Genomic DNA, 24,824 nt, shown 5'->3' with positions numbered 1-24,824 from the left:
AATCGGGAACGAGGGAGCGATCATGAGCGGGGACGCACGGAAGACCGCCGAGGGGCTGGCGTATCTCTCCGGATTCGGCAACGAACACAGCTCGGAGGCGGTCCCGGGAGCGCTGCCGCACGGGCGCAACTCACCGCAGCGCGCCCCCCTCGGGTTGTACGCGGAACAGCTGAGCGGCACGGCCTTCACCGAGCCGCGCGCCCACAACCGCCGCTCCTGGCTGTACCGGATCCGGCCCTCCGCCGCGCACCCGGCGTTCACCCGCGCCGACAACGGCGCGATCCGCACCGCCCCCTTCACGGAGACCGTCCCGGACCCCAACCGGCTGCGGTGGAACCCGCTGCCGGCGCCCGCCGGGGGCACCGACTTCCTGGCCGGCCTGTGGACCCTCGGCGGCAACGGCGACGCGACCCAGCGCACCGGCATGGCCGTGCACCTCTACCACGCCAACTCCTCGATGGAGCGCGTGTTCAGCGACGCCGACGGTGAGCTGCTGATCGTCCCCGAGCTCGGCGGGCTGCTGCTGCACACCGAGTTCGGGCTGCTGCACGCGGAGCCCGGCCATGTCGCACTCGTCCCGCGGGGCGTCCGCTTCCGGGTGGAGCTGCTGGACGCGTCCGCGCGCGGCTACGTGTGCGAGAACTACGGGGCGCCGTTCCAGCTCCCCGACCTCGGCCCGATCGGCGCCAACGGCCTGGCCAACGCCCGGGACTTCCTCGCTCCCGTCGCCGCGTACGAGGACGTGGAGGGGCCGGTGGAGGTGGTGAACAAGTTCTGCGGCAACCTCTGGACGGCGACGTACGGCCACTCGCCGCTGGACGTGGTCGCCTGGCACGGCAATCACGTGCCGTACGTGTACGACCTGCACCGCTTCAACGTCATCGGCACCATCAGCTACGACCACCCGGACCCGTCGATCTTCACGGTGCTGACCTCGCCGAGCGACACCCCGGGCCTCGCCGGTGTCGACTTCGTGGTCTTCGCTCCGCGCTGGCTGGTCGGCGAGGACACCTTCCGGCCGCCGTACTTCCACCGGAACGTGATGAGCGAGTACATGGGGCTCGTGGAGGGCGCCTACGACGCGAAGGCCGAGGGATTCGTGCCGGGCGGCGGATCGCTGCACAACATGATGTCGGCGCACGGCCCCGACCGGGAGACCTTCGACCGGGCCAGCGCCGCCGAGCTGCGGCCGCAGAAGATCGACGACGGCCTCGCCTTCATGTTCGAGACGCGCTGGCCGGTGACCGCCACGGCCCAGGCGGCCCGCGCGGAGCACCTGCAACAGGGCTACGACGACGTGTGGCAGGGCCTCCAGCGTCACTTCCGCCCGACCGACTGACCGTCACCGCCCGTTGCACTGAACGCCCGCGACCGGTACGGATACCCTCGTGACCTCCTTCGCTCCGGACTCGATCGTCCTGAACCGCAAGCTGCCGCTCTGGTATCAGGTGTCGCAGTCCCTGCGCGCCTCGATACTCGGGCGGTCCGCGCAGGACCCGCTGCGGCTGCCCACCGAGGAACAGCTGGCCGGGCACTACGGGGTGAGCGTGCTGACCATGCGGCAGGCACTCAAGGAGCTGGAGAACGAGGGGCTCATCACCCGGCACCGCAGACGGGGCACGTTCATCGAGCCGAGCGCGCAGCGGGGCGCTCCCGTGCGGCTGCTCGGCTCGGTGGACGCGATCGTGGCCCAGCAGTCGGGGATGCGGACGGAGTTGCTGGCGCACGGCACCGAACCCGTCCCGGCGGATCTGGCCGAGCACTTCCCGGAACTGGCCGAGGTGACGTCGTACCACCGGTTGCGCAGCGACGAGAAGACCGGCGAGCCGACCAACCACGCCCGCAACTACGTCCGCCCCGAACTGGCGGCGCTCATCGACCCGCAGGACCTGGTGCGCTGGCCCATGACCAAGGTGCTGCGGGACGTGGTCGGCGTGCGCATCAGCCGGATCACCGACACCGTGGAGGCCCGGCTCGCGGACCCGGAGACGGCCCGGCTGCTGCACGTGCCCCTGCTGAGCCCGATCCTGCACTACACCGGCATCGTCCACGGCGAGGACGGCCGCGCCCTGGACGTGGCCCGCATCAACTACCGCGGCGACCGCTTCTCCTTCACGGTCACCCTCGACGCCCACTGACCGTCGCGCCCGTCCGCGCACGGACGGCACCCGGGACCCACGTCGTACGATGCCGTGCGTGACGCACGACGACGCTCCGCTGCTCGCGGACCTCATGCCGTGGTCGGTCGCACCCGTGCGGCCGGGCCGGGGGTGGCCGACGGCGCCCGATCCCGCGTCCCTGAAGGCCCGGTGGAACGCCCTGCTCAAGGCCGAAGGACCGGACCGCGAGGCGCTGTTCGGGGCCACCCGCTCGCGCACCCTGCACTCGGCGGTCGCCCAGTTGCCGGGCCAGTCCGGCCGGACGGGCCGCCTGGCGCGCGAGTCGGGGCCCTGCCCCGAACCCGTACGGGTGCTCAGCGGCCCCTTCGACGAGCAGTGGCTGCTCCCGGACCACCGGCTGATCGACGCCGCGCGTCCCGAGTTGTGGCGGGTAGCGGACGGACGGCAGATGTTCGCCGTGGAACAGCCGGCGGCGCCGGAGCCGTCGGGCCCGGCGCTGCTGGTCTCCTCCGCGCTGCCCGTGAGCGCCGGCCGCGGGGGCCGCGTCCGCCCCCTGTACCGCCGCCCCGGCGGCCTCGAACCGAACCTGGCGCCGGGGCTCCTGGATCACCTCGGCACCCGCCTCGGCCACTCCCCCCGCCCCGAGGACGTCCTCGCCTGGGCGGTGGCGGTGGCGCGACCCGGCCGGGACGGGTGCGCGGTGCCCCTCACCGGTGACCGCGACGCGTGGGCGCACGGGGTGGAGCTCGGGCAGCGGATGCTGTGGCTGATGCGCCGCGACGGCGAGCGGCCGAGGCTCCCCGGCGGCCGCCGTCCGTACGTGCGCGCCCCGCTCCCGGCGCCGCCCCGCGCCCGGCCGCGCGCGAACACCGGAACTCCCGTCCTCGACCTGCGCTACGACCGTGACGAGGAGGTCCTGCACGTCGACGAGGGCCGGATCTCCCCCGTCCCGCCGGCGGCCTGGGAGTTCGAGGCGGGCGGTGTGCGCGTGCTGGAACGCTGGTTCGCGGTCCGCACGGAGCCGCCCGAGCCGGGGACCCTGGAGGCGATCCGGCCCACCGCCTGGCCGCAGGCCTGGACCTCGGAGCTGCTGGAGCTCATCACCGTCCTGGCGCTGCTCGCGGAACTGCGGCCCCGGCTGGACGGGTTGACGGTGGAATCGCCCGTCACCGGGGCCGAGCTGCGCCGGGCGGGGGTGCTCCCCGTGCCGGAGGCGGCGCGCCGGCCCGCGTCCGTCCTCGACCACCACGAGGAGGGCCCCGACGGGCAGTTCGCCCTGCTCTAGAGGCTTCCTCCGGATCGCTCGGACCGGGGGCCGAGCGATCCGGGCGCAGGGCGGTCAGGTGCGCGGGTCGAAGGCGTCCAGCACCCGCTCCAGCGCCCGTTGGAGTACGGCCTCCAGGTCGATGGGTCCGGCGTCCTCCATGAAGGCCGCGGCCAGCCGCGGGTACGCGCCGCTCGCCACCTGACTGCCCAGGTAGGCGATCCGGACGGCGTTCTCCTGCTCCTCGGACCACGGCAGGGAGCGGGTCCGCTCCGCGGTGGCCAGCTCGTTCGCGACGTAGGTCGTGACGACGCCGTTGAGCATGGCGATCAGCTCCATGCGGGTGCCGTAGGACGCGTCGAGCGGGTCCAGGCAGGCCAGGCAGTGCTCCAGGTAGCGCAGGGCGTTCGGGCTGAAGCCGTGGACGGGGGACATCAGGCGCGGCACCCAGGGGTGGCGGTGCATCAGGGCGCGCGTGTCCCGGGCGACCCGGAGCATGTCCGCGCGCCAGTCGCCGGAGGGCTCGGTGATCTCGTGCTCTCCGCTGATGGCGTCGAACATCAGCTCGTACAGGTCCTCCTTGCGCGGGACGTAGTTGTAGAGCGACATCGTGCCGCAGCCCAGCTCCGCCGCGACGTGCCGCATGGAGACCGCGTCGAGCCCCTCCGCGTCCGCGATCCGCACGGCGGCGGCCGCGACGTCCGCGCGGCTGTACGCGGGCCTGGGGCCCCGGCCCGCCCGCTCGGGACGGGCCCAGATCACTTCGGGTACGGCGCTGCGCCCTGCCATTGGTCGATCACCTCTCGACCATCCTAGTTACGTACACCGTACGTAGTGCGCTATGGTCACCCCATGATTACTACGTACGCTGTACTTAGTGAGGGTCTGGAGAAGCGTTTCGGGGACGTGCGTGCCGTACGCGGCCTCGACCTGGCGGTGGCCGAGGGCACGGTGTGCGGGGTGCTGGGGCCGAACGGCGCCGGCAAGACGACCGCCGTACGGCTGCTGACGACGCTGCTGCGGCCCGACGCGGGATCCGCGCGGGTCGCCGGGCACGATCTCATACGGCAGGCCGCCGCCGTGCGCCGCGCGATCGGGGTCACCGGGCAGGACGCGTCGGTGGACGGCGACCTCACCGGGCGCCAGAACCTGCGCCTGTTCGCGCGGCTGCACCGGGTGCGCGGCGCGGCCGGGCGAGCCGCGGAACTCCTGGACCGCTTCGGCCTCACCGACGCCGCCGACCGGCCGGTCTCCACCTACTCGGGAGGCATGCGCCGCCGCCTCGACCTGGCCGCGAGCCTCGTCCGCCGCCCCGAGGTGCTCTTCCTGGACGAGCCGACCGGCGGGCTGGACCCGGTGAGCCGCAACCGGATCTGGGAGGCCGTGCGCGCGCTGAAGCAGGAGGGCACGACCGTACTGCTGACCACGCAGTACCTGGAGGAGGCCGACCAACTGGCCGACGAGATCGCCCTGGTGGACCGGGGCCGGGTCGCCCACACCGGAACCCCGGCCGCACTCAAGGCGCTGATCGGCTCGTACGCCGAGGTCGTCGTCGCCGACGAGGAGGCGATGACCCGCGCCGCCGCCGTTCTGGACCGGCTCACGGGCAGCGAGCCCGCCTTCGACCACGAACGGCGTGCCGTGGGGGCCGTAGCGAACGGCCCAACCCTCACCCTGCCGCGGCTGGTCCGCGAACTCGACGCCGCCGGGGTGCCGTTGCTCGACGCGAGCCTGCGGCCGCCGACGCTCGACGACGTCTTCCTGCGGCTGACCGCTGACCTTCCGGGCGCCCCCGGCTCCACGACCGGGCACCCCGCCGACCACAAGGAGCTGGTGACATGAGCACGCTGGCATACGACGGAACGGCGATGCTGGGCCGTCACCTGCAGCGGATACGGCACAACCCCGGGCTGCTGATCCTCACGCAGTCCATGCCGGTCACGATGCTGCTCTTCTTCGGCTACGTCTTCGGCAGCGCCCTCGCCCACCCGGGCCAGGAGTACCGCGCCTTCCTGGTGCCCGGGCTGCTGGTGGCGACGGCGGCCAACGGCATCATGACCGGCATGTTCCAGGCCGCCCAGGATTCGCACCGGGGCGTGATGGACCGCTTCCGCACCCTGCCGGTGAGCCGCGCGGCCGTGCCCCTGGGACAGGCGGCCGCGGATCTGGTCGTCACGGCCGCCGGCACGGTGCCGCTGGTGCTGGTCGGGCTGGCCGTGGGCTGGCGCGTCGAGGGGTCGGCACTCGACGCCGCCGGCGCCTTCGGGCTGCTGCTGCTCTTCCGGTTCGCGACGAGCTGGGTCGGCATCCTGCTCGGGCTGGTCTCGCGCAGCGAGGAGGCGGCCGGCCAGCTGGGCGGCGCCACATTCGTCCTGCCGCTGCTGTCCAACGCGTACATCCCGACGGACAATCTCCCGGACTGGCTGCGGACCGTGGCCGAGTGGAACCCGATCAGCGCCGTGACCACCGCGCTGCGGGACCTGTTCGGCAACGCGCCGGTACCCGCCGAGGGGGCCTGGCCGGTGACCCACCCGGTCGCCGGGTCGCTGCTCTGGTGCGCCGTCCTCATCGCGGTCTTCCTGCCGCTCGCCGTTCGCCGCCACGCCACCGGCGGACGCTGACCCGGGGGCCGCGGAGCCCGCTGCCATCCGAGAGGGGTGCCGCCGGACCGGCGGTCGGGCTCCCCGGCCCGGCAGCGGCCTCCCGCGGCCGTCCGTGCATGACAAAGGCGTGACGGGCAGGACATGATCCACCGCATGCAGCCACTTCCCCTGCCTCTGGAAGGCATCACCGTCGTCGCCGTGGAACAGGCCGTCTCCGCCCCCTTCGCGACGCGCCAGCTGGCCGACCTGGGCGCCCGGGTCGTCAAGGTCGAGCGGATCGACGGCGGGGACTTCGCCCGCGGCTACGACACCGCGGCGGCCGGCCTCGCCTCGCACTTCGTCTGGTGCAACCGGGGCAAGGAGTCCATCGCCCTGGACCTGAAGGACCCGCGCGGACTCGACGTCGTGCGCCGGCTCGTCGCGGACGCGGACGTATTCGTGCAGAACCTCGCCCAGGGCGCGGCGGCCCGGCTCGGCCTGGACGCGGCCACCCTGTGCGCGGCGCACCCGCGGCTGATCGCCGTCGACATCTCGGGCTACGGGGCGTCGGGGCCGTACGCCGGAAAGCGCGCCTACGACATGCTCGTGCAGTGCGAGGCGGGCCTCGTGTCGGTGACGGGGACCCCCGGTGAGCCGGTCAAGGCCGGCATCCCCGCGGCCGACATCGCGGCGGCCATGTACGCCTTCTCCGGGGTGCTCGCGGCACTGGTGCGGCGCGGCACGACGGGGCGCGGGGGCCCGGTCGAGGTGTCGATGCTGGACGCGCTCGCCGAGTGGATGGGACATCCGCTGCATCATGCGATGCACGGCGGCACGCCCCCGGCGCGCACCGGACTGGCGCACGCCGTCATCGCCCCGTACGACGCCTATCCGACAGCGGACGGCGGCCGGGTGCTGCTCTCGGTGCAGAACGACCGGGAGTGGCGCCGGCTGGTGGAACAGGTGCTCGGACGGCCGGAGTTGGGCACCGAAGCGGAGTTCGCGACGAATGCGGCGCGGGTGGCGAACCGGGAGCGTACGGACGCGCTCGTCGGCGAGGCGCTCGGCACGCTGACGGCGGACGAGGCGGTGGCCCGGCTGGAGGGCGCGGGCATCGCGTGCGCACGCCTCAGGGACGTACGGGACGTGGCGGAGCATCCGCAGCTGGCGGCCAGGGACCGGTGGCGGGAAGTGGGGTCACCGGTGGGGCCGTTGCGGGCACTGCTGCCGCCGATCGAGCTGCCGGGCGGGGACTCGGCGCGGATGGGAGCCGTACCCGCGCTCGGGGAGCACACCGAGACGCTGCTGCGTGCCGTGGGGATGACGGACGATGAGATCGCAGCACTGCGCCGGGACGGTGTGGCCGCCTGAGCGCGGGTCGGGAACTGCCTGACCCGCGCTGCTCAGCGGCCGCCGAACAGGGAACGGCTGAGCCGCCTCAGCGGGGCGAAGAGCGAGACCCGCCTCACCCGCGCACCCATGCCGCTGCGGTCGTGCGCGGTGTCACGCGCGGTGAGCTCACGCATCAGCGACGTCGCCTCGAGCGTCTCGCGCTGCGGGATGGCAGGGCCACCCAGCACAGCGAGATGGCGGTCGAGGCGCGAGCTGGTCGCGCTGCTCCCACACGTGATCGCAGGGACTCGTGCCCTGCTGCGCACTGTTATCTGTTCCATGTCACTCCCCACCCATACGAGGGCACCCGGCCCGGGCAGGCTAACCCTATCGCTCCCTCATGGCACTCGTGTATCGCGGGCACAGGATTCACCTACCCCGTAAGGGCGTTGACGATTACTCTCCGAATCCAACAGATTCCAGGGCGAGTTGGACAACCGGTGCGGTTGTGGGCTGCGGTGAGCCGCCCCCCGGTTCGACGGTCACAGCGAGTGAGGTCGCCGAGGTGTTCAGACGGCTCGCGACCAAGGGCGTGTCGCCTTGCAGCAGCCCCAGGGAGCGTGGTTGCACGCCCGGGCGCATGAGCCACAGTTGATGCACGCGGCCCCCGGAGGGCGCACCGAGACCGCTCACGGTGACGACCGCGCGCCGCTGCGACGCGGAGGCGACGACCCCGATGCCGCGTCCCCGCTCGTCCCGCGCAACGGTCACCCGGGCGTCGGGGGCCGCGAGAACGTGCGCGATCTCACGTGCCTGAGCACGCTGCTGGTCCAGCTTGTCCTGAGTCTGCGTCGCCTGCACCGCGAACAGCGAGGCGACGACGAGCGCCGCGGCGGCCGTGGTGGTCGCCAGCGGGGCCAGCAGCGGACGGAACCGGGGGGTACGCGCACGGGAGGGCTGGCGGGCCGCACGCGTGCGCGGCGGCTCCTCGGCCGCGAACGCGCCCGGCGCCTCCTGGGGAATCGTCCGCACCGCGGTGAGCACCCGGTCCCGCAGCGCGGGCGGTGGCAGGGCCGCGGTGGACCAGGCGAGCCGGACGGCGTCCTCGGTCAGCGCCCGCACTTCCGCGGCGCAGCGGTCGCAGCGGGCCAGGTGGCGCTCGAAGCGGCGCCGTTCGTCGGGTTCCAGGGCGTCCAGCGCGTAGGGCGCGGCCAGGGAGTGCAGGTCTCGGCGGAACAGCCGGTCGAGGAGGCTCACGCGGTTCCTCCCGGACGGATCGCGGTGTCGCCCGCGGATATCAGGACGCTCACGCGGCACCTCCCAGGCAGTCGCGCAGCCGGGTCAGTCCGTCGCGCATACGGGTCTTGACGGTGCCGAGCGGCAGGGAGAGCCGTTCGGCGACTTCACGGTAGGTGTACCCGTCGTAGTAGGCGAGGGTGACGGACTGGCGCTGCAGGGCGGTGAGCCGGTCGAGGCAGCGCCGCACCCACTCCCGTTCCAGCCCCGCCTCGACCTCCTCGGCCACCTGGTCGAAGGCGGGCCAGTGCAGGCGCCGTCCCTCGCGCTGCTCGCGCTCGGTGGCGGCCCGGGCACTGCGCACCCGGTCGACCGCACGGCGGTGCGCGAGGGTGAGGATCCACGACAGGGCGCTGCCCCGCCGGGGGTCGAACCGGGCCGCGGAGCGCCAGAGTTCGAGCAGCACCTCCTGGGCCACCTCCTCCGACTGCGCCGGGTCCCGCACCACCCGGCGCACCAGACCGAACACCGGCCCGGACACCAGTCCGTAGAGATCCTCGAATGCCTTCTGATCACCCCCGGCCACGAGCACCAGAAGTTCGTCCGCCTCCACCCGTCCCCCTCTCCGGCCGCGTACGGCCCGTCACTTCACCGACGTATTCGCAGCGAGCGCGTCTTCGGATGGGTTACGGATCGCCGGACCGAAAACGCGGGTCCGCTCCCGACGAACCGAACACGACGGTGGCCGCCCGACTGAGACGAGCGGTGAAACCCGACGTAAGAACGTTTGGGATTCGACCAATCCACCCCGGCGACCGCTCCGAATGGCGTGCGTCAGGCAAGTTGGACGTGAGGACGGACGGCATGACACCTATCACCAGGAGTGGCGTGGGACGCAGGAGTTTCGCGACGCTCGTCTGTGGCGCGCTGGCCGCCGGGGGGCTCACCGCCGCCGGTGTGACCGTGCTGGAACCGGGGGCGGCAGCCGCCTCCAGCCACCGGGAGGCTCCGCTGATCTCGGGGCAGCCCCAGTACGACAACACGGACGTGTACGCGTTCGTGAGCCCGGACAAGCCCGACACGACGACGATCGTGGCGAACTGGATCCCCTTCGAGGAACCGGCCGGCGGACCGAACTTCTTCACGTTCGCCGAGGACGCCCAGTACGACCTCCACATCGACAACAACGGTGACGCGCAGGGCGAACTGATCTACCGCTACACCTTCAAGACGCACCGCAAGAACGGCGACACCTTCCTCTACAACACGGGCGCGGTCACCAGCCTGGACGATCCCGACCTGAACATCACGCAGACGTACGACATCGACCTGCTGCGGCTGCACGACCAGAAGCTGGTCTCCAGGACGAAGGTCGCCGACGACATACCGGTCGCGCCGTCGAACGTCGGCAAGGCGTCGATGCCGGACTACGGCAAGCTGCGCGACCAGGCGGTGTACAAGCTCGCGGGCGGGTCGACCACGTTCGCCGGCCAGGCCGACGACCCGTTCTTCCTGGACCTGCGCGTCTTCGACCTGCTCTACGGCGGCGACCTCTCCGAGGTCGGCCGGGACACGCTCAAGGGCTACAACGTCAACTCGATCGCCCTGCAGGTGCCGAGCGAGATGATCCAGGAGTCGGCCGACCAGCCGATCGTCGGGATCTGGTCCACCACGCAGCGCAAGGACGCCCGCGGCCACTGGAGCCAGGTGTCCCGTCTCGGCATGCCGCTGGTCAACGAGGTGGTCAACCCGCAGAAGGACAAGGACAAGTTCAACGCGTCCGCGCCGTGGAACGACGCCGACTTCCTGAAGAACGTGACGAACCCGGAACTGCCCAAGCTCATCGAGGCGATCTACAAGATCAAGGCCCCGGCCGAGCCGAGGAACGACCTGGTCGACGTGTTCCTGAAAGGCGTCGAGGGACTCAACCAGCCGCCGCACGTGACGCCGGCGGAGGAGCTGCGGCTCAACACCTCGATCAAGCCGTCCGCGCACCCGAAGCGGCTCGGCGTGCTCGACGGTGACAACGCGGGCTTCCCGAACGGGCGTCGGCTCACCGACGACGTGATCGACGCCTCGCTCCAGGTCGTCGAGGGTGAACTGGTCGGCTCCAAGAACGACTTGGGCGACGCCGTCGACAAGAACGACAAGAAGTTCGGTCACTCCTTCCCGTACCTGGCCAAGCCGACCGCGGGCTCGCGCGGGGCCACCGCCAAGGGCAGCGGCAACAGCGTGCGCAACCAGCTGGGCGGCGGGCTGACTCCCGCGGGCGCGGACGCCGGTTCGGACACCGTGCTGATCGCGGGCTCCGCCGCGGCCGGCGCGGCCGGCTTCCTGCTCATCGGCACCGGACTGATGTGGTGGCGCCGCCGCATGCACAACCGGGCCTACTGACCCGGCGGACCGCCGGGCCCGCGGGCCCGGCACACCGACCGGCGCGGCCCGCACGTACTCATCCCCCACGGCGCGGGCCGCGTCGTCCCACCCCCACGACGACCGCTGCGGCCACGGACTTCTAGGAGAGGGCATGTCCCCGGGTACGAACGAGAGCGCGCCGCCGGACACCGGCACGGGCGGCCCCCCGGAGCACGGCGACGGCACCGAGGCTCCGGCGGACACCGGCGTCGGCACGGCCCCCGGCGCGGGTGACCCGGAGCGCGCCGGGACCGGCGGGGGCCCGGCGGAGACCCGTCCCGGCGTCGGCTCGGACGCCGGCGCCGAGGACACGGGTCCCGATGACGCGGGTGCCGCAGACGCGGGTGCCGCGGAGGCGGGTCCCACGGAGGCCGGTCCCGCGGACGCCGGCGCCGGTGCCACCGGTGCCACCGGTGCCGCGGATGCCGGCGCCGGTGCCGGGCATGCCGGAGCGGACCTTCAGGTGGGGGCCGCCGCGCCTGCCGACGGGGGCGACGAGCGGGTGGTGGCCGTACGGCGGGTGGCCGCGGCGGGACGGCGGTGGCGGGCGGCGCAGCTCGCCGGCTGCGTCGTCGCACTGGCCGTGGCCCTCACCGCCGGCGGCGTGGTCCTCGGTGCCCGGGACGGCGGCACGGCGCCCGTCGCGGCCGCACCCGGCACAGGTGTGTCGCCGCAGCTGATCGCGAGCGCCGACCTCGACGCGGGCATCCGTTCCCTGCAGTCCCATCTCCGCTCCCAGCCCAAGGACTTCGGCTCCTGGGCGACCCTGGGCCTGGCCTACGTGGAGCAGGCCCGCACCAAGGGCGACCCCTCGCGCTACCCGCAGGCGGAGCGGGCGCTGAACCGCTCCCTGCGACTGCGCCCCGGCAACGACCCGGCACTCGCCGGCCGCGCCGCCCTCGCCGCGGCCCGGCACCGGTTCCCCGAGGCGCTGAGGTACGCCGACCGGGCACTGGCCGAGAACCCCTACAGCGAACGCGCGTTGTCCTCGCGGATCGACGCGCTGGTCGAACTCGGCCGGTACGACGAGGCCTCGAAGGCCGCAGATCTGGCCGACTCCCGGCGCCCCGGCGTCCCGGTGTTCACGCGGTACGCGTACGTGCACGAACTGCGGGGCGACGTGAAGACCGCCCGCCGCGTCCTCGAACAGGCCCTGTCCACGGCGACGGCACGCGGCGACGTGGCCTACGTGGCCACGACGCTGGGCCAACTGCACTGGAACCAGGGCGAGTACAGGACAGCTCTGGCCTACTACGCCCGGGCGCTGACCGCCGACGAGGCGTACCTCCCGGCGCTGGAGGGCCGGGCCCGCGCCCAGGCGTCCCGCGGCGAGACCGCTCGGGCGATCCGCGGCATGGAGGACGTCGTGTCCCGCTCGCCACTGCCTCAAGCCCTGGTGTTCCTGGGTGAGTTGTACGAGGCACGCGACGGGAAGGGGGACGCGCGACGGGCCCGCGACCAGTACGCCCTCGTCGACGCCTGGACCTCCCTGGCCCGCGCCAACGGCGTCAACGCCGACCTGGACACGGCCCTCGCCGCCGCCGACCACGGGGACCGGAAGGCCGCCCTCGCGGCGGCCCGCGCGGAATGGGACCGCCGCCGCACCGTGCACACCGCCGACGCCCTCGCCTGGGCCCTGCACGTCAACGGGCGGGACGCGGAGGCACTTCCGTACGCCCGCCGCGCCACGGCCACCGGCTACCGCAACGCGGTGTTCCTCCACCACCGCGGCGTGATCGAACGCGCGACCGGGCACCGAGGTGCGGCCAGGGCCTCACTGACCGGGGCGCTCGACCTCAACCCCGGCTTCTCGCCGCTGGGTGCCCGCGCCGCCCGGGCGGCCCTGAAGGAGACGCCATGAGGCTCACCACCCCGCGGCGCGCGTTGGCCTCCTGCGCCGCGGTCCTCGTCGCCTGCTGCGCGCTCGTCCTGGTCCCCGCGGGGGCCGCGAGTGCGCATCCACTCGGGAACTTCACGGTCAACCGCTACGACGGACTCGTGACGGCCCCCGGCGTGCTGCGGATCGACCACGTCGAGGACCTCGCCGAGATCCCCGCGACGCAGGCAGCGCCCGACATCGAGCGGCTGGGCAGGACGACCTGGGCCCGGCAGCGGTGCGCGGCGGCGGCCCGGGACAGCCGAGTCACCATCCGCGGACGCGGCGTCCCGCTCACCGTCGGCACCAGCGACGCACGGGTGCGGCCGGGACAGGCCGGGCTCGACACCCTGCGTGTGGAGTGCCGGCTGACGGCCCCTCTCCCCGAGGGCGCCGTGGCCGTGCGCTTCCGCGCCGCGGTCGACTCGGGGCCCGGCTGGCGCGAGGTCACCGCCCGGGGCGACCGCACCACGCTCACCAGGTCCGACGTCCCGACAAAGTCCGTCTCCCGGCGGCTGACCGACTACCCGGGGCGACTCCTGTCGTCGCCGGCCGACACCGCGTCCGCGTCCCTGCGGGTCCGCCCGGGCGGACCCGCGCTCGCCGGGGACGACCGGGACGCGCCCGCCGCCTCGGTACTCCCGCGCGGCGCCGACCGCTGGACTCGGGCCCTGGACGGCCTCGTGGCCCGGCACGACCTCACCCTCGGCTTCGCCGCGCTCGCCCTCGCCGTCGCCGTCGGCCTCGGCGCCCTGCACGCCCTGGCTCCGGGACACGGCAAGACCCTGATGGCCGCGACCGCCGCCGCGCGGGGACGCGCCACCCTCCGCGACGTCCTGCCGCTCGCGGCCTCGGTGACCGTCACGCACACCCTGGGCGTGGTCGCCCTCGGGCTGCTCATCACCGCGGGCTCGGCCGCCGCGCCCTCCGTGATCGCCTGGCTGGGCGTCACGAGCGGCGTCCTGGTGACGGTCGCGGGCGCCTCGCTCGTACGCCGGGCCTGGCGGAACCGCGCCCCCGCCCCCGCGGGCGGGCACACCCACGGGCACGAGCACGCCCACGCCGCCCCCGACGCCGCCCACGGCCACGACCATCCGCACGATCACGATCACAGCCACGACCACGACCACGACCACGGCCACGACCACGGCCACGACCACCGTCACGGGGCCGGACACACCCACGGTTCCGGCGCGGAGCACTCGCACGGCGGCTTCACCCACAGCCATCCCACCGCCCCCACGCTCCGCGGCACCATCCTGCTCGGGTTCGCCGGCGGGCTGGTGCCCAGCCCCTCGGCGGTGGTGGTCCTGGTGGGCGCCGCGGCACTCGGGCAGGCCTGGTTCGGCCTTCTGCTGGTGCTGGCGTACGGCGCGGGTCTCGCCCTCACCCTCACGGCGGCGGGGTTCGCCGTGGTCAGGCTCGGCGACGGCGTGGCCCGGCTGCTGGCGCGGCGTCCCAGGTGGACCGGTGGCCCCGCGGCGGCCCTGATGCGCAGGGCGGCACCCCTGGGTTCGGCCTGCGTCGTCGTGGCCCTCGGGGCCGGATTGGTGTTCAAGGGGGCGGCATCCGCACTCGGCTGAGCTACTTTTGGGGAGGAATCGCGCGGATGCGAAGGGGGAACGCCCGTGTCCGAAGATCCGAGCGGTGAACGGGTGATCGCGGGCCGGTACCGTCTGCTGTCCCCGCTGGGCCAGGGCGGCATGGGAACCGTCTGGCGGGCCCGTGACGAAGTGCTGCACCGCGAGGTCGCCGTCAAGGAGGTGCGCGCCCCGGCCGACATCCCGTCGAGCGACGTCGAGCGGATGTACGCGCGGCTGGAGCGGGAGGCCTGGGCCGCCGCGCGGGTCGCGAACCGCAACGTGGTGACCGTATACGACGTGGCGACGGAGGACGGCCGCCCGTGGATCGTCATGGAGCTGATCCGCGGCATCGCCCTCTCGGACCTGCTGGACGCCGAGGGCCCGCTCTCCCCGCGGCGCGCCGCGCACATCGGCGCCGAGGTGCTGTCCGCCCTGCGCGCCGCCCATGCGGCCGGGGTCCTGCACCGCGACGTCAAACCGGGCAATGTCCTGCTCTCGAACGACGGGCGGGTCGTCCTCACCGACTTCGGTATCGCCACGGTGGAGGGCAGCTCCGCCCTGACCATGACGGGCGAGGTGATCGGCTCGCCCGAGTTCCTCGCGCCGGAGCGGGCGCTCGGCCGGACCCCCGGTCCCGAGTCCGACCTGTGGTCCCTCGGGGTACTGCTGTACGCCGCGGTCGAGGGCAACTCGCCCTTCCGGCACGACACTCCGCTGAGCACCCTGCGAGCCGTCGTCGACGAGGAGCTGCCACCGCCGCGCCGGGCCGGTCCGCTGGCCCCGGTCATCGAGCACCTGCTGCGCAAGGACCCGGCGGACCGCCTGCCCCCCGAGCAGGCCGAGCAGGACCTGCGCCTGATCGGCGCGGGCGGCTCGCCCCGCACCGGCTCCTCCCCGACCCCCTACAGTCCGACGGTCGCGGTCCTGCCGCACGACGCGGCGGCAACGCCGTCGCGACCGGTCCCGGCACACACCGCGCACACCGCCGGCTTCCCGACGGCGGCGACGACCGCCGGTGGCGGCACCCCGGACCGGCACCGCCGGGCCTCCTTCGCCGTGATCGCCGGACTGGCCGCGCTGGCTCTGGCGCTGTCCGGTCTGCTGTACGCCCTGGCCAACCGCGACGACGGGGGCGGAGGCGGCGGGACGGCCGACACGAGCGGCGGCAAGGGGAGTTCGGGCGCCGTCAACGGCGGGGAGAGCGGGAGCGAGAGCAGCCCCGACGAGGGCGGCGCGAGCGGTGCCCGCTCCCCCGACCCCACGCCCAGCGCCACACGCACCGTCAAGCCACCGGTGCAGTCGGTCAAGGTCAGCGTCGCCGGCGCGCACACCGACTACTCGGGACCGTGTCCGCCGCCCGCCGGGCAGGCGCCCTCCTTCACGGCCACGTTCACCGTGGGCGTCGTACCGGTGGAGGTCGACTACCGCTGGGTGACCAGGAAGGGCGAGGTGTCCGACGCCGGCTGGAAGACCCTCTCGTTCCCCGCGAGCGGCGGGAAGACCAAGCAGAAGTCGGTCGTCGTGACGACGTACGACGCGGACGGCACGTACGAGAACGAGATCGGCGTGGAGGTCCGCGGTCCCGTGCACACGACGTCCAACCGGGTGCCGTTCTCGGTGGCGTGCGAGACGGAGACCCCGACCGGCGGGGTCTCCTCTTCCGCTTCTCCCTAGGGAAGCACTCGGCGGACGGGGCCGCGCCGGATCGGCGCGGCCGGGCCGGTGGGGGTTCAGGCCCCGGCGGTGAAGACCGGCAGATAGCCGCCGGACTGGCCGGACGCGGTCGGGTGGTACGACTCGCCGATGTTCAGCCAGTTGACGCTGTGCAGCCACGCGCTGCCGGAGCAGATCTCGTGTCCGGTGAACGTGGTCCTGACGTCGCCGAAGGTGAAGCCGTGGGCGGCGGCACGCTTGGCGATCGCGCTGTCCAGGTAGTCGGCGGCGCCGTTGATCGCGGACCGCTCCGTCTCGGAGAGGCCGGCGATGCAACTGCCGCCCAGCTGGTAGAAGCGGGGGTAGCCGAGGACGACCACGTGGGCCGACGGGGCCTTCGCGCTGATCGCCGAGTAGACGCTGTCGAGTTTGCCGGGGAGCGTGGAGTCGACGTAGGCCCGGGCCGTGGCGATCCGGGACAGGCAGGAGCTCTCGGACTGGAGCACACAGGTCGTCATGACGTCGGAGAAACCGGCGTCGTTGCCGCCGATGCTGATCGAGACGAGCCCCGTGCCGGTGCCGAGCGGGCTCATCTGGTTGGCGAGAACATCACCCGTACGAGCGCCCGAGCAGGCCGTGAAGTTGAACGAAGCGGGTGAATGCGCGGCCGCCCAGAGGTAGGGGTAGGCCTTCGTGCTGCGCTTGCAGTCGCCGCTGGAGCTGATGTAACTGCCCGCGCCGACACCGGAGGAGTAGGAGTCGCCGAGGGCCACATACCCGGTGGCCGCGGCGGTCTGGGACGCCTGCGCCGTCGCTGCCCCGGTGAGGGCGAGGCCGACGGCGAGGAGGAGTGAGGTCACGTATGCCGTAATTCGGGAACGTCTCATGGAACCTCCCTTTAGCAGGATCTCTGCCATAACCGTGGTAGCAGCTACGCGTGTTGACAGGAAGTGTCCATGCCAATTCTTTTCGGCCCGCGCCTCATGCCGCCCGCGGTGTTCACCGCGTCTTCACCGGGCGCCCGCGACCGGACCGCCGCCCCTCGGTCCGCGGCCCGGCGTACGGCCGCGAACTGCGCGGACCGCGCCCGCCGTTCGGGGTACCGGTCACCGCGCGGACCGGAGACCGGATACCGGGGCCGGAACGGCCGCCCCACGCCCGGGTGCGCGGCGAGCCGCCACCGCGGCCGTCGGGCACCGCCCATGACGTCGCGTCAGGAGCGGCGCCGACTGCGCGGACCGTTTCACCGGGCCGGGCCTCGCCCGGCCCGGGGGCCGGTGACCGGACGGCCGGGATGGACCGGAAGGAGCAGACAGAACCGACACACGGGGCGCACTGCGGAAACCGGGTGCACGGCACGGCCTCGTGACAGATCATGGCGGCATGTCTGCGAACCCTCACGACGCTCTGCCGATCCGGCTCAACGTCGACGACAGCGACTCCCCGTCGGACGTCGTCGACGCGCTGTTCCTCGGCCGCTTCGCTACGGGCGAGCAGCCTCACTCGCACGCGGCGAACATCGACCGCGTACGGTCCGGGGCGACCCTGCTCCCGCCGGGGTCCCGGGTGCTGCGCTCCGCCCACGACGACGACCGCAGCGCGACGCTCGCCGAGGGCGAGGGCTGGACCCTGCTGGTGTCCCGCTGGAACCGCGGCGCCGACGTCACGGTCACCGCCACCAGCCCCGAGCTGGCGCAGAAGGTCCTCGACCAGGCCACGGACGGCGCCGCCGACGAACCGGAGCCGCAGCCCGAGAACGTGACCATGGGCTTCTGGTACGTCTCCCCGAGGCGCGGCCCGCACCGCACCACCCGCCAGATCTCCGCGGGCACGTGGGAGGAGGTGCGGCCGAACTACACCGCACCGGTGGCGGACGCGATGGACCGGCTGATGAAGACGACCCCGGAGGACATCGCGGGCCGCCTGCTGCTGCTCCACGGTCCGCCGGGCACGGGCAAGACGTCCGCGCTGCGCACACTGGCCCGCTCCTGGCGGGACTGGTGCCAGGTCGACTGCGTCCTCGACCCCGAGCGCCTGTTCAGCGACGTCGGCTATCTGATGGACATCGCGATCGGCGAGGAGGACGCGACGGGCAAGGGGCGCTGGCGGCTGCTCCTGCTGGAGGACTGCGACGAGTTGATCCGCGGCGAGGCGAAGCACACCGCTGGTCAGGCGCTCTCACGCCTGCTCAATCTGACCGACGGCCTGCTGGGCCAGGGACGCAACGTGCTCGTGGGCGTCACCACGAACGAGGACCTGGAGCGGCTGCACCCCGCCGTCGTCCGCCCCGGCCGCTGCCTGGCCCGCGTCGAGGTCGGTCCGCTGACCCGCCGGGAGGCGGTGAACTGGCTCGGTACGGAGGAGGGCATCGGGCGCGAGGGGGCGACCCTGGCCGAGCTGTACGCGCTGCGCCGCGGGACGTCGCCGACGTCGGTGCCGGATCAGCGCGAGGGCGCGGACGCGGGGCTGTACCTGTAACCGGGTGGGCCCCGCCCCCGGGTCGCGGCGGGCGGCTGGTGCTTTCATGGGGGTATGACCGTGTTCCTGGGCACCTCCGGGTGGCAGTACAAGGACTGGCGTGACGTCCTCTACCCGGCAGGGCTGCCCACGCGGCTCTGGCTGGAGGCGTACGCGGCACGGTTCGCCACCGTCGAGATCAACAACGCCTTCTACCGGTTGCCGGCGCGGGAGACCTTCGAGAACTGGCGGGAGCGCACTCCCCCGGACTTCGTCGTCGCCGTCAAGGCGAGCCGCTTCCTGACCCACATCAAGCGGCTGCGCGACCCGGAGGAGCCGGTGCACCGGCTGATGAGCCACGCCGTCGGCCTGGGTGACCGGCTGGGTCCGGTGCTGCTCCAGCTCCCGCCCACACTGCGCGCGGACGCCGGGCTCCTCGACGACTGTCTCGCCCGTTTCCCCGCGGGCACCCGGGTAGCGGTCGAACCGCGTCACGACTCCTGGTGGACGCCTGCCGTGCGCGAGGTCCTGGAGACCCGGGGCGCGGCCCTGTGCTGGGCCGACGTACTGGCCCGGCCGGTGACCCCGTTGTGGCGGACCACCGACTGGGGCTACGTCCGCTTCCACGTCGGACGCACCCGGCGATGGCCGCACTACGGCCGGCAGTCCCTGATGACATGGGCCCGGCGAATCGCGGAGACCTGGTCGGACGACCAGGACGTGTACGCGTACTTCAACAACGATCCGCATGCGGCGGCGGTCCTGGACGCGGTGGTGTTCGCGCGGGCGGCCACGGCGTCGGGACTGACCGTGACCCGCACCCCGCGGAGCCTGCCGGCCGCGCCGGTTGCCCACTCCTAGGGGGTGTCGTGCACCGCACACCGGCTCGCCCCACCGTTCCGCGCGGCGGTGCGGCGGTGCGGCGGGTCGGCGAATCGCCGGCTGGGCCAGTCGCCGGGGCCACCGAACCCCGGTGCCCCGGGCGCCGCAACTGCCGTGATCCGTCCCGGTCCCGGCGAAGGCCGGGGCCTCGTCGGCGGCGGGGCGGTGGGCTCAGGAGCCGGCGCCGTAGGCCGCGCGCAGGGCGTCCCGGGCGGCCGCGAGGGCGGCGTCCTCGGCGAGTCCGAGGCGGCGGACCCGCTCGGCGTACGCCTGCGCCGCGGCCGCGGCCTCCCGCTCGGCGGCCGAGCCGGCGGCCGCCACGACCGTGCCGTTGCGGCCGCGGGTCTCGATCACCCCGTCCGCCTCCAGGGCCCGGTACGCCTTCGCGACCGTGTTGGCCGCGAGGCCGAGGGACTCGGCGAGACCGCGCACCGTGGGCAGCCGGTACCCGACCGGCAACGCACCCGACCTGGCCTGCTCGGAGATCTGGGCGCGCACCTGTTCGTAGGGCGCGGCCCCCGCATCGATATGGATCTTCAGGGTCACGGGGGTGATTGTCCCGCACGAAGGACGCGTCCGGCCGCCCCGGCGCGTAACCGGCGGCACCGGTCGGCACACGGCGGCGCAACCGGCGTCGGCACGCGTAAATGGGAGGCGTCCCGACCCGCCCCGCGCGTAGCGTGCCGCTTCATGACAGTGATCGTTCGCGACGTCCGCCCGGGCGACCGGCGCGACACCGGGGCCTTCGCCGGGATCCGCAGCCTCGCCCTCCCCTACATGTTGTCCACCTCGGAGTCCGTCGCGTACGACGCCACCCACGCGCATCCCGAGGCCCACTACCGGCTGCTCGTCGCCGAGGCCGACGGCGAGCCGATCGGCACGGCCCAGGTCGGGCTGGCGTACGACAGTCCGCAGCCCGGCCAGGGTTCACTGAACGTGTACGTGCACCCGGACCGCACCGGTGAAGGGGCGGGCTCTCTGCTGGTGCGCGCCGCCGAGGAGCATCTGACCTCGCTGGGGGCCACACGGCTGCTGGCGTGGGTGCTGGACGAGCCCGCGCACCGCGCCTTCGCGGAGGCACGCGGCTACCGCGCGAGCCGCTCGGCGCACTTCCTGCGCCTCGACCTCCGGAACGGCACGCTGCCTCCGCTCCAGGAACCCCCGCCCGGCGTCGAACTCCGCAAGGGTTCCGACTACGCCGACGACCCCCGTCCCCTCTTCGCACTGGACGCGGAGACGACCGGCGACGAACCCGGCGACACCGCCCACGAGTTCACGGACTACGAGGCGTGGCTCCGGGGGACCTGGCAGCACCCCCTGTTCAGCCCGGAGTTGACCACGGTGGCCGTGGTCGACGGGCGCCCGGCGGCATTCAGCGCGGCGCGCACCGACGGCGGCACCCGCTACGACACCGCGATGACGGGCACCGCCCGCGCCCATCGCGGACGCGGCCTGGCCAAGCTCGCCAAGAACGACTCGCTGCACCGCGCCCGCGCCGCCGGCTGTACGCAGGCGTTCACGGGCAACGACAGCGGCAACGGGCCGATGATCGCGATCAACACCTGGTTCGGATACGAGATCTCCGCGACGGAGGTGCGGTATGTCCGCGAACTCGGCTGACGCGCTCTCCGTGGCGCCCGGACACCGGATCGAGGTCGTCCTCGTCAAGTCCGGCCGGGTCAAGATCCGTTACCCGGCCGAAGTGGTCGGCGACGACGGCACGCGGGTCACGGTGCGCGCCGCGTGGGCGGGCGACGGCGTCCGCGACTTCGGCTTCGTCCGCTTCGAGCCGGGCGATGTCTTCACCGAGCACTACTGGCGGGACCGCTGGTACGCGGTGAAGGAGGTGCGGGACGCCACGGGCACCCTGAAGGGCTGGTACTGCGACGTCACCCGACCCGCCGTGGTCCGTGCCGGTGAGCTGGTCGTGGAGGATCTGGACCTGGACCTGTGGCGGTCGGCGGACGGGACGGCCGTACTGCGGCTGGACGAGGACGAGTTCGCGGCGAGCGGCCTCGCGACGGCGGACCCGGTGGCGGCGGCCGCCGCCGAGAGCGCCCTCGACGAGCTCGAACACCTCGCCCGCGAAGGGGATTTCGGGGCGCTCCTCACCGGGGCGTGACGCCCTCGCCGATCACCGGGCCGGGCAAGCGGAGGACGCCCGGGGCGGGATCGCGTGTCCGCCGGGGCGGTCATGCAGCGCCCCGGCGCGGGCACCGGCGCAGCGCACCGGACCGGCGCCCCGGGCCGCCTCGCCGCTCGACGGCGACCCCGGCCACCTCGCCGGGCGCCACTCGACGGCCGCTCGAAGACACCTCGAAGACTCCTCGACGGACGGCCGAAGGCCGGTCGAGGGCGACTTCGGCCGTCGGGCTCGTCCGTACGGTGAGGGGGCGGCCGCGGGCATCTCGCCGGGGCCCGTCCCGGTCGGGGGCGACCAGGCCCGGGCGCCCTGACCGCCCGCCGCACCCCGGCACGTACGCAGGGTGACCGCGGTCCCCGGAAGCCCTAGGGCACCGCCACGACCGCGTACCGCTCGTCGTCGACCTCGCGGCCCCACAGCGAGGCGTCGCCGGACAGGGGCTCCACCCGGATGTCCTGCGCGAGGGGGGCGAGCAGGCCGGTCAGGTGAGCGGCGGCCAGCCCCACCGGGTCGAGGGTCCCCCACACGCCCTCGACCAGCACCAGGCGGCCACCGGGGCGCAGCAGCCCACGCCAGTGCCGCAGCACCTTGGCGGGCTCGGGCAGCGTCCACAGCACGTGGCGCACGAGGACCACGTCGAACCGCTCCTCGCCGACCGGCGGAAGCGCAGCGTCACCGACCAGGAACACCGCGTCGCGTCCCGCGAGTTTGGCGCGGGCATGAGAGACCATGGACGGAGAGAGGTCGACGCCGACGACCCGGTGCCCCTGCTCGGACGCGAGGAGTGACAGACTGCCCGTCCCGCAGCCGAGGTCGAGCACGTCCGAGGCCCGCTCCGGCAGCCATACCCGCAGCCGGGAGGCCCAGGCAGCGCGCACCAGAGGGTCACGCAAACCGTGATCCGGCTCGTCGTCGAAGGTGAAGGACTCCGCTTCCCAATCGATGCCCGACGTTTGGCTGTCGCTGTTACTGGTCATGTGGCCAGGGTGACACCCGCCACCGACAATCCGACGGCCCGTCGGATCGTGACCGCCGCCACTGACAGATCCCGACCGATGAGGAACGCTCCCCGAAAGGGTCTACCTCCGTGGAATCACGGAACCCGGTAGGCACAAGGAGGCAGCCATGCGCCGCGTGACCGTGCAGAAGCCCCTGAAGAGGTCGGACTCCCGTCGCGTGCGGGACGAGGCCGACGAGCGCCCGAGAGAGCGCCCGGAGGTCCGCAAGGACATCCACCGCACCTGGTGGCCGGACGGCTGATCCGCGCCGTCCGCACCCCCGCCCCTCCCGATCCCGTCCACGTCGACCGCCCCGGTGACTCCGCAGAGCGTCAGAGCAGCCGCTTTCGGTAATGGATGCGGTCATAGGGACCGTCGACCCGGCGCTCCACGACCTCGTAGCCGAACTTCGGATAGATCTTCCGGTTCTCCCACATCATCGCGTTGGTGCAGAGCCTCACCTCGGACAGTCCGAGCGCACGCGCGCGTGCGTCGACGAAGGCGAGCAGCCGTCCCCCCACGCCCCTGCCGTGGGCGTCGGGGTGGACGGCGATGCTGTCGAGGTACAGATGGTCCGCGTGCGCCTCGATCACCACGAGCCCCACGACGGGCTCCCCGGTGACGAACACCCGCCCCGCCGCGACCTGCGCCGCGTGGTCCGCCTCCATGGGCAGCGGCGCCACCCCGATGCGCGCGATGTACGGCCGGTAGGCCGCGTCGGTCACGGCCGCGACGGCGGCGACGTCCGTCTCACGAGCCGGCCGGATCCCCTCGACGCCTGCGGCGTCCGCATCTCCCATACCCGCACGGTACCCACCGCCCCCCGGGCCGGCCCGTCGGCCTCCCGCCGCGTCCGCCGGGGGCCGCGCGCGGAGGCAGGAGGCCGTGGGTCGCCTCCGCGGCCGAGCCCACCGGGGCACTGCCGGCGGCCCCCTCCGCACCCCGGTCACGGCTCTCCGGCGCCTTTCCTCAGCCCTCGGTTAGCGCTTCCTTAACCGCACCATAAAGATCGCCGTCCCCCGTCCCCAGCAGGCGATTTCGCGGATTCCCGGGGCTAGTTTGCTGATCGCCCCCACAGTTCAGCACTGCTCCGAGGAGTCTTCATGCCCGCTCGCCGCAAGGCCGCCGCGATCGCCGTCGCCGGTGCCGCTCCGCTCGCCCTGACCGCGCTGGCCACCGGCCCGGCCGTCGCGCACGGCACGATGGGCGACCCGGTGAGCCGGGTCTCCCAGTGCTATGCGGAGGGGCCGGAGAGCCCCCGGTCGCAGGCGTGCAAGGCGGCTGTCGCGGCCGGCGGCACCCAGGCGCTCTACGACTGGAACGGCATCCGCATCGGCGACGCGAACGGCCGGCACCAGCAGGTGATCGCGGACGGCAAGCTGTGCAGCGCGGGCAACGACGAGTTCAAGGGCCTCGACCTGGCCCGCACCGACTGGCCGGCGACGAGCGTCGGCAGCGGCTCGTACACCTTCAAGTACCGGGTGACCGCCCCGCACAAGGGCACGTTCAAGGTGTACATCACCAAGGCCGGCTACGACCCGTCGAAGCCGCTGGCCTGGGGCGACCTGGACCTGGAGCACCCGGTCGCCACGAAGACCGACCCGGCCGCGACGAACGGCTACTACACGTTCTCCGGCACGCTGCCGCAGCGCACGGGGAAGCAGCTGCTGTACGCGGTCTGGCAGCGCTCGGACAGCCCGGAGGCCTTCTACTCCTGCTCGGACGTCACCTTCGGCGGTGCCGACTCCGGTGGTGAGGACAGCGGTTCCGCGGGCGCCGGCGCCTCCTCCCCCGCCCCGGCCGCCTCCGCGCCCTCCGAGGAGCAGATCGAGGACGGTGCCGACAAGTCGACCGTCGAGCACGACGGCCACGGCGACTCCGACGCGAGCACGTCGGCGGAGCCCACCGCAGCCGGTGCCGCGGACGACGCCGGGCCCGCCGCCGACACGGCGAACCGCCCCGCCGCCGACGGCGCTTCGGAGAACCTCGCCGAGACGGGTGGCGACCCCAGCACCTCGTACCTCGCGGTCGGCGGGGCGGCCGCGCTGGCCGTCGGCGCCGCGGCGCTGTTCGCCTCGGTCCGGCGCCGCGCGGCGCACGGCGGCCGTCACGGCCGCTGACGCGACGGCTCCCCGTCCGGAAGCGACGGGGAGCCGCGGCGCGCCCCGGTGGGGGGGGGGGGGTGGGGGGGGGGGGGGGGGGGGGACACGCCCCCCCCGAGGGGGGGGGACCTCTTCCCGCTTGCCTCCCACCACAAAAAGAGCTTATTTTCCCCTGGTTTGT

24 protein-coding genes are annotated in these 24,824 nt (G+C 73.6%); 16 read left to right on the top strand and 8 right to left on the bottom strand.

Annotated features, from left to right (window positions below):
* Window positions 1–22 precede the first annotated feature (22 nt).
* Genes hmgA through ACZ4NT_RS07775 form a run of 3 tightly spaced genes read left to right on the top strand, consistent with a single transcriptional unit; the run spans window position 23 to window position 3,405 of the window.
* Window positions 23–1,339, top strand: a complete 1,317-nt coding sequence (gene hmgA, locus ACZ4NT_RS07785; RefSeq protein WP_121404041.1) for a homogentisate 1,2-dioxygenase — start codon at window positions 23–25, stop codon at window positions 1,337–1,339.
* Window positions 1,340–1,388: 49 nt separating this feature from the next.
* Window positions 1,389–2,138, top strand: a complete 750-nt coding sequence (locus ACZ4NT_RS07780; RefSeq protein WP_121404039.1) for a GntR family transcriptional regulator — start codon at window positions 1,389–1,391, stop codon at window positions 2,136–2,138.
* Window positions 2,139–2,187: 49 nt separating this feature from the next.
* Window positions 2,188–3,405: a type ISP restriction/modification enzyme gene (locus ACZ4NT_RS07775; RefSeq protein WP_467724215.1), complete on the top strand. Its 1,218-nt coding sequence runs from the start codon at window positions 2,188–2,190 to the stop codon at window positions 3,403–3,405.
* Between the two features lie 54 nt (window positions 3,406–3,459).
* Here the strand turns inward: ACZ4NT_RS07775 and ACZ4NT_RS07770 are convergent, their stop codons facing one another.
* The gene (locus tag ACZ4NT_RS07770; RefSeq protein ID WP_467724213.1) at window positions 3,460–4,173 is read right to left on the bottom strand and encodes a TetR/AcrR family transcriptional regulator; all 714 of its coding nucleotides are present in this window, start codon (window positions 4,171–4,173) and stop codon (window positions 3,460–3,462) included.
* Between the two features lie 63 nt (window positions 4,174–4,236).
* On the opposite strand from ACZ4NT_RS07770, the gene ACZ4NT_RS07765 reads away from it, so the two are divergent.
* The 3 genes from ACZ4NT_RS07765 (at window position 4,237) to ACZ4NT_RS07755 (ending at window position 7,337) form a co-directional block, all read left to right on the top strand.
* Window positions 4,237–5,226, top strand: a complete 990-nt coding sequence (locus ACZ4NT_RS07765; RefSeq protein WP_467724211.1) for an ATP-binding cassette domain-containing protein — start codon at window positions 4,237–4,239, stop codon at window positions 5,224–5,226.
* The gene (locus ACZ4NT_RS07760; protein ID WP_121404032.1) at window positions 5,223–6,005 is read left to right on the top strand and encodes an ABC transporter permease; all 783 of its coding nucleotides are present in this window, start codon (window positions 5,223–5,225) and stop codon (window positions 6,003–6,005) included. Before ACZ4NT_RS07765 ends, ACZ4NT_RS07760 begins: the two co-directional genes overlap by 4 nt.
* 123 nt (window positions 6,006–6,128) lie before the next feature.
* Window positions 6,129–7,337: a CaiB/BaiF CoA transferase family protein gene (locus ACZ4NT_RS07755; RefSeq protein WP_467724209.1), complete on the top strand. Its 1,209-nt coding sequence runs from the start codon at window positions 6,129–6,131 to the stop codon at window positions 7,335–7,337.
* Window positions 7,338–7,369: 32 nt separating this feature from the next.
* On the opposite strand, the gene ACZ4NT_RS07750 is transcribed toward ACZ4NT_RS07755, so the two are convergent.
* The 3 genes from ACZ4NT_RS07750 to ACZ4NT_RS07740 all read right to left on the bottom strand — a co-directional run bounded on the left by ACZ4NT_RS07750 (window position 7,370) and on the right by ACZ4NT_RS07740 (window position 9,147).
* Window positions 7,370–7,639 carry a hypothetical protein gene (locus tag ACZ4NT_RS07750; RefSeq protein WP_121404030.1) on the bottom strand — a complete coding sequence of 90 codons (270 nt, stop codon included), beginning with the start codon at window positions 7,637–7,639 and terminating at the stop codon, window positions 7,370–7,372.
* 115 nt (window positions 7,640–7,754) lie between these two features.
* On the bottom strand, window positions 7,755–8,555 hold the full coding sequence (locus tag ACZ4NT_RS07745; protein ID WP_467724207.1) for an anti-sigma factor: 801 nt from the start codon (window positions 8,553–8,555) through the stop codon (window positions 7,755–7,757).
* 49 nt (window positions 8,556–8,604) lie between these two features.
* Window positions 8,605–9,147, bottom strand: coding sequence for a sigma-70 family RNA polymerase sigma factor (locus ACZ4NT_RS07740; RefSeq protein WP_121404027.1), 543 nt, complete (start codon window positions 9,145–9,147; stop codon window positions 8,605–8,607).
* Window positions 9,148–9,398: 251 nt separating this feature from the next.
* Between ACZ4NT_RS07740 and ACZ4NT_RS07735 the strand changes: the two genes are divergently transcribed.
* The 4 genes from ACZ4NT_RS07735 to ACZ4NT_RS07720 all read left to right on the top strand — a co-directional run bounded on the left by ACZ4NT_RS07735 (window position 9,399) and on the right by ACZ4NT_RS07720 (window position 16,082).
* Window positions 9,399–10,928 carry a DUF4331 domain-containing protein gene (locus ACZ4NT_RS07735; protein ID WP_121404025.1) on the top strand — a complete coding sequence of 510 codons (1,530 nt, stop codon included), beginning with the start codon at window positions 9,399–9,401 and terminating at the stop codon, window positions 10,926–10,928.
* 133 nt (window positions 10,929–11,061) lie between these two features.
* Window positions 11,062–12,810 (top strand): tetratricopeptide repeat protein, encoded by a 1,749-nt coding sequence (locus ACZ4NT_RS07730; RefSeq protein WP_121404023.1) that lies wholly within the window; start codon window positions 11,062–11,064, stop codon window positions 12,808–12,810.
* Window positions 12,807–14,408, top strand: coding sequence for a HoxN/HupN/NixA family nickel/cobalt transporter (locus ACZ4NT_RS07725; protein WP_467724205.1), 1,602 nt, complete (start codon window positions 12,807–12,809; stop codon window positions 14,406–14,408). The genes ACZ4NT_RS07730 and ACZ4NT_RS07725 overlap by 4 nt, the downstream gene beginning before the upstream one ends.
* Before the next feature lie 45 nt (window positions 14,409–14,453).
* Window positions 14,454–16,082 carry a serine/threonine-protein kinase gene (locus ACZ4NT_RS07720; protein WP_467724203.1) on the top strand — a complete coding sequence of 543 codons (1,629 nt, stop codon included), beginning with the start codon at window positions 14,454–14,456 and terminating at the stop codon, window positions 16,080–16,082.
* 56 nt (window positions 16,083–16,138) lie between these two features.
* On the opposite strand, the gene ACZ4NT_RS07715 is transcribed toward ACZ4NT_RS07720, so the two are convergent.
* Window positions 16,139–16,948 (bottom strand): SGNH/GDSL hydrolase family protein, encoded by an 810-nt coding sequence (locus ACZ4NT_RS07715; RefSeq protein WP_121404018.1) that lies wholly within the window; start codon window positions 16,946–16,948, stop codon window positions 16,139–16,141.
* A gap of 496 nt (window positions 16,949–17,444) precedes the next feature.
* Between ACZ4NT_RS07715 and ACZ4NT_RS07710 the strand changes: the two genes are divergently transcribed.
* Both ACZ4NT_RS07710 and ACZ4NT_RS07705 read left to right on the top strand, forming a co-directional pair.
* Complete coding sequence (locus ACZ4NT_RS07710; protein ID WP_467724201.1) at window positions 17,445–18,539, top strand: DUF5925 domain-containing protein; 1,095 nt, start codon at window positions 17,445–17,447, stop codon at window positions 18,537–18,539.
* Window positions 18,540–18,593: 54 nt separating this feature from the next.
* The gene (locus tag ACZ4NT_RS07705) at window positions 18,594–19,379 is read left to right on the top strand and encodes a DUF72 domain-containing protein (RefSeq protein ID WP_121404014.1); all 786 of its coding nucleotides are present in this window, start codon (window positions 18,594–18,596) and stop codon (window positions 19,377–19,379) included.
* A gap of 192 nt (window positions 19,380–19,571) precedes the next feature.
* Here the strand turns inward: ACZ4NT_RS07705 and ACZ4NT_RS07700 are convergent, their stop codons facing one another.
* The gene (locus ACZ4NT_RS07700) at window positions 19,572–19,946 is read right to left on the bottom strand and encodes a GntR family transcriptional regulator (RefSeq protein WP_183116892.1); all 375 of its coding nucleotides are present in this window, start codon (window positions 19,944–19,946) and stop codon (window positions 19,572–19,574) included.
* Between the two features lie 144 nt (window positions 19,947–20,090).
* Here ACZ4NT_RS07700 and ACZ4NT_RS07695 point away from each other — a divergent pair, with 144 nt between their 5' ends.
* The gene (locus ACZ4NT_RS07695) at window positions 20,091–21,020 is read left to right on the top strand and encodes a GNAT family N-acetyltransferase (RefSeq protein WP_467724198.1); all 930 of its coding nucleotides are present in this window, start codon (window positions 20,091–20,093) and stop codon (window positions 21,018–21,020) included.
* Window positions 21,001–21,522: a DUF402 domain-containing protein gene (locus tag ACZ4NT_RS07690; protein WP_121404010.1), complete on the top strand. Its 522-nt coding sequence runs from the start codon at window positions 21,001–21,003 to the stop codon at window positions 21,520–21,522. The genes ACZ4NT_RS07695 and ACZ4NT_RS07690 overlap by 20 nt, the downstream gene beginning before the upstream one ends.
* Window positions 21,523–21,908: 386 nt before the next feature.
* On the opposite strand, the gene ACZ4NT_RS07685 is transcribed toward ACZ4NT_RS07690, so the two are convergent.
* Window positions 21,909–22,520 carry a class I SAM-dependent methyltransferase gene (locus ACZ4NT_RS07685; RefSeq protein ID WP_121404008.1) on the bottom strand — a complete coding sequence of 204 codons (612 nt, stop codon included), beginning with the start codon at window positions 22,518–22,520 and terminating at the stop codon, window positions 21,909–21,911.
* Between the two features lie 148 nt (window positions 22,521–22,668).
* On the opposite strand from ACZ4NT_RS07685, the gene ACZ4NT_RS07680 reads away from it, so the two are divergent.
* Window positions 22,669–22,803 (top strand): hypothetical protein, encoded by a 135-nt coding sequence (locus ACZ4NT_RS07680; RefSeq protein ID WP_355780997.1) that lies wholly within the window; start codon window positions 22,669–22,671, stop codon window positions 22,801–22,803.
* Between the two features lie 70 nt (window positions 22,804–22,873).
* On the opposite strand, the gene ACZ4NT_RS07675 is transcribed toward ACZ4NT_RS07680, so the two are convergent.
* Window positions 22,874–23,341, bottom strand: a complete 468-nt coding sequence (locus tag ACZ4NT_RS07675; protein ID WP_467724196.1) for a GNAT family N-acetyltransferase — start codon at window positions 23,339–23,341, stop codon at window positions 22,874–22,876.
* Window positions 23,342–23,644: 303 nt separating this feature from the next.
* On the opposite strand from ACZ4NT_RS07675, the gene ACZ4NT_RS07670 reads away from it, so the two are divergent.
* Window positions 23,645–24,661, top strand: a complete 1,017-nt coding sequence (locus ACZ4NT_RS07670) for a lytic polysaccharide monooxygenase auxiliary activity family 9 protein (protein ID WP_467724194.1) — start codon at window positions 23,645–23,647, stop codon at window positions 24,659–24,661.
* Window positions 24,662–24,824 lie beyond the last annotated feature (163 nt).

This window comes from Streptomyces sp. NPDC026417, assembly GCF_055567695.1.
The sequence above is the reverse complement of the archived record's forward strand: the minus strand, read 5'-3'. Positions and strand labels throughout refer to the sequence as shown.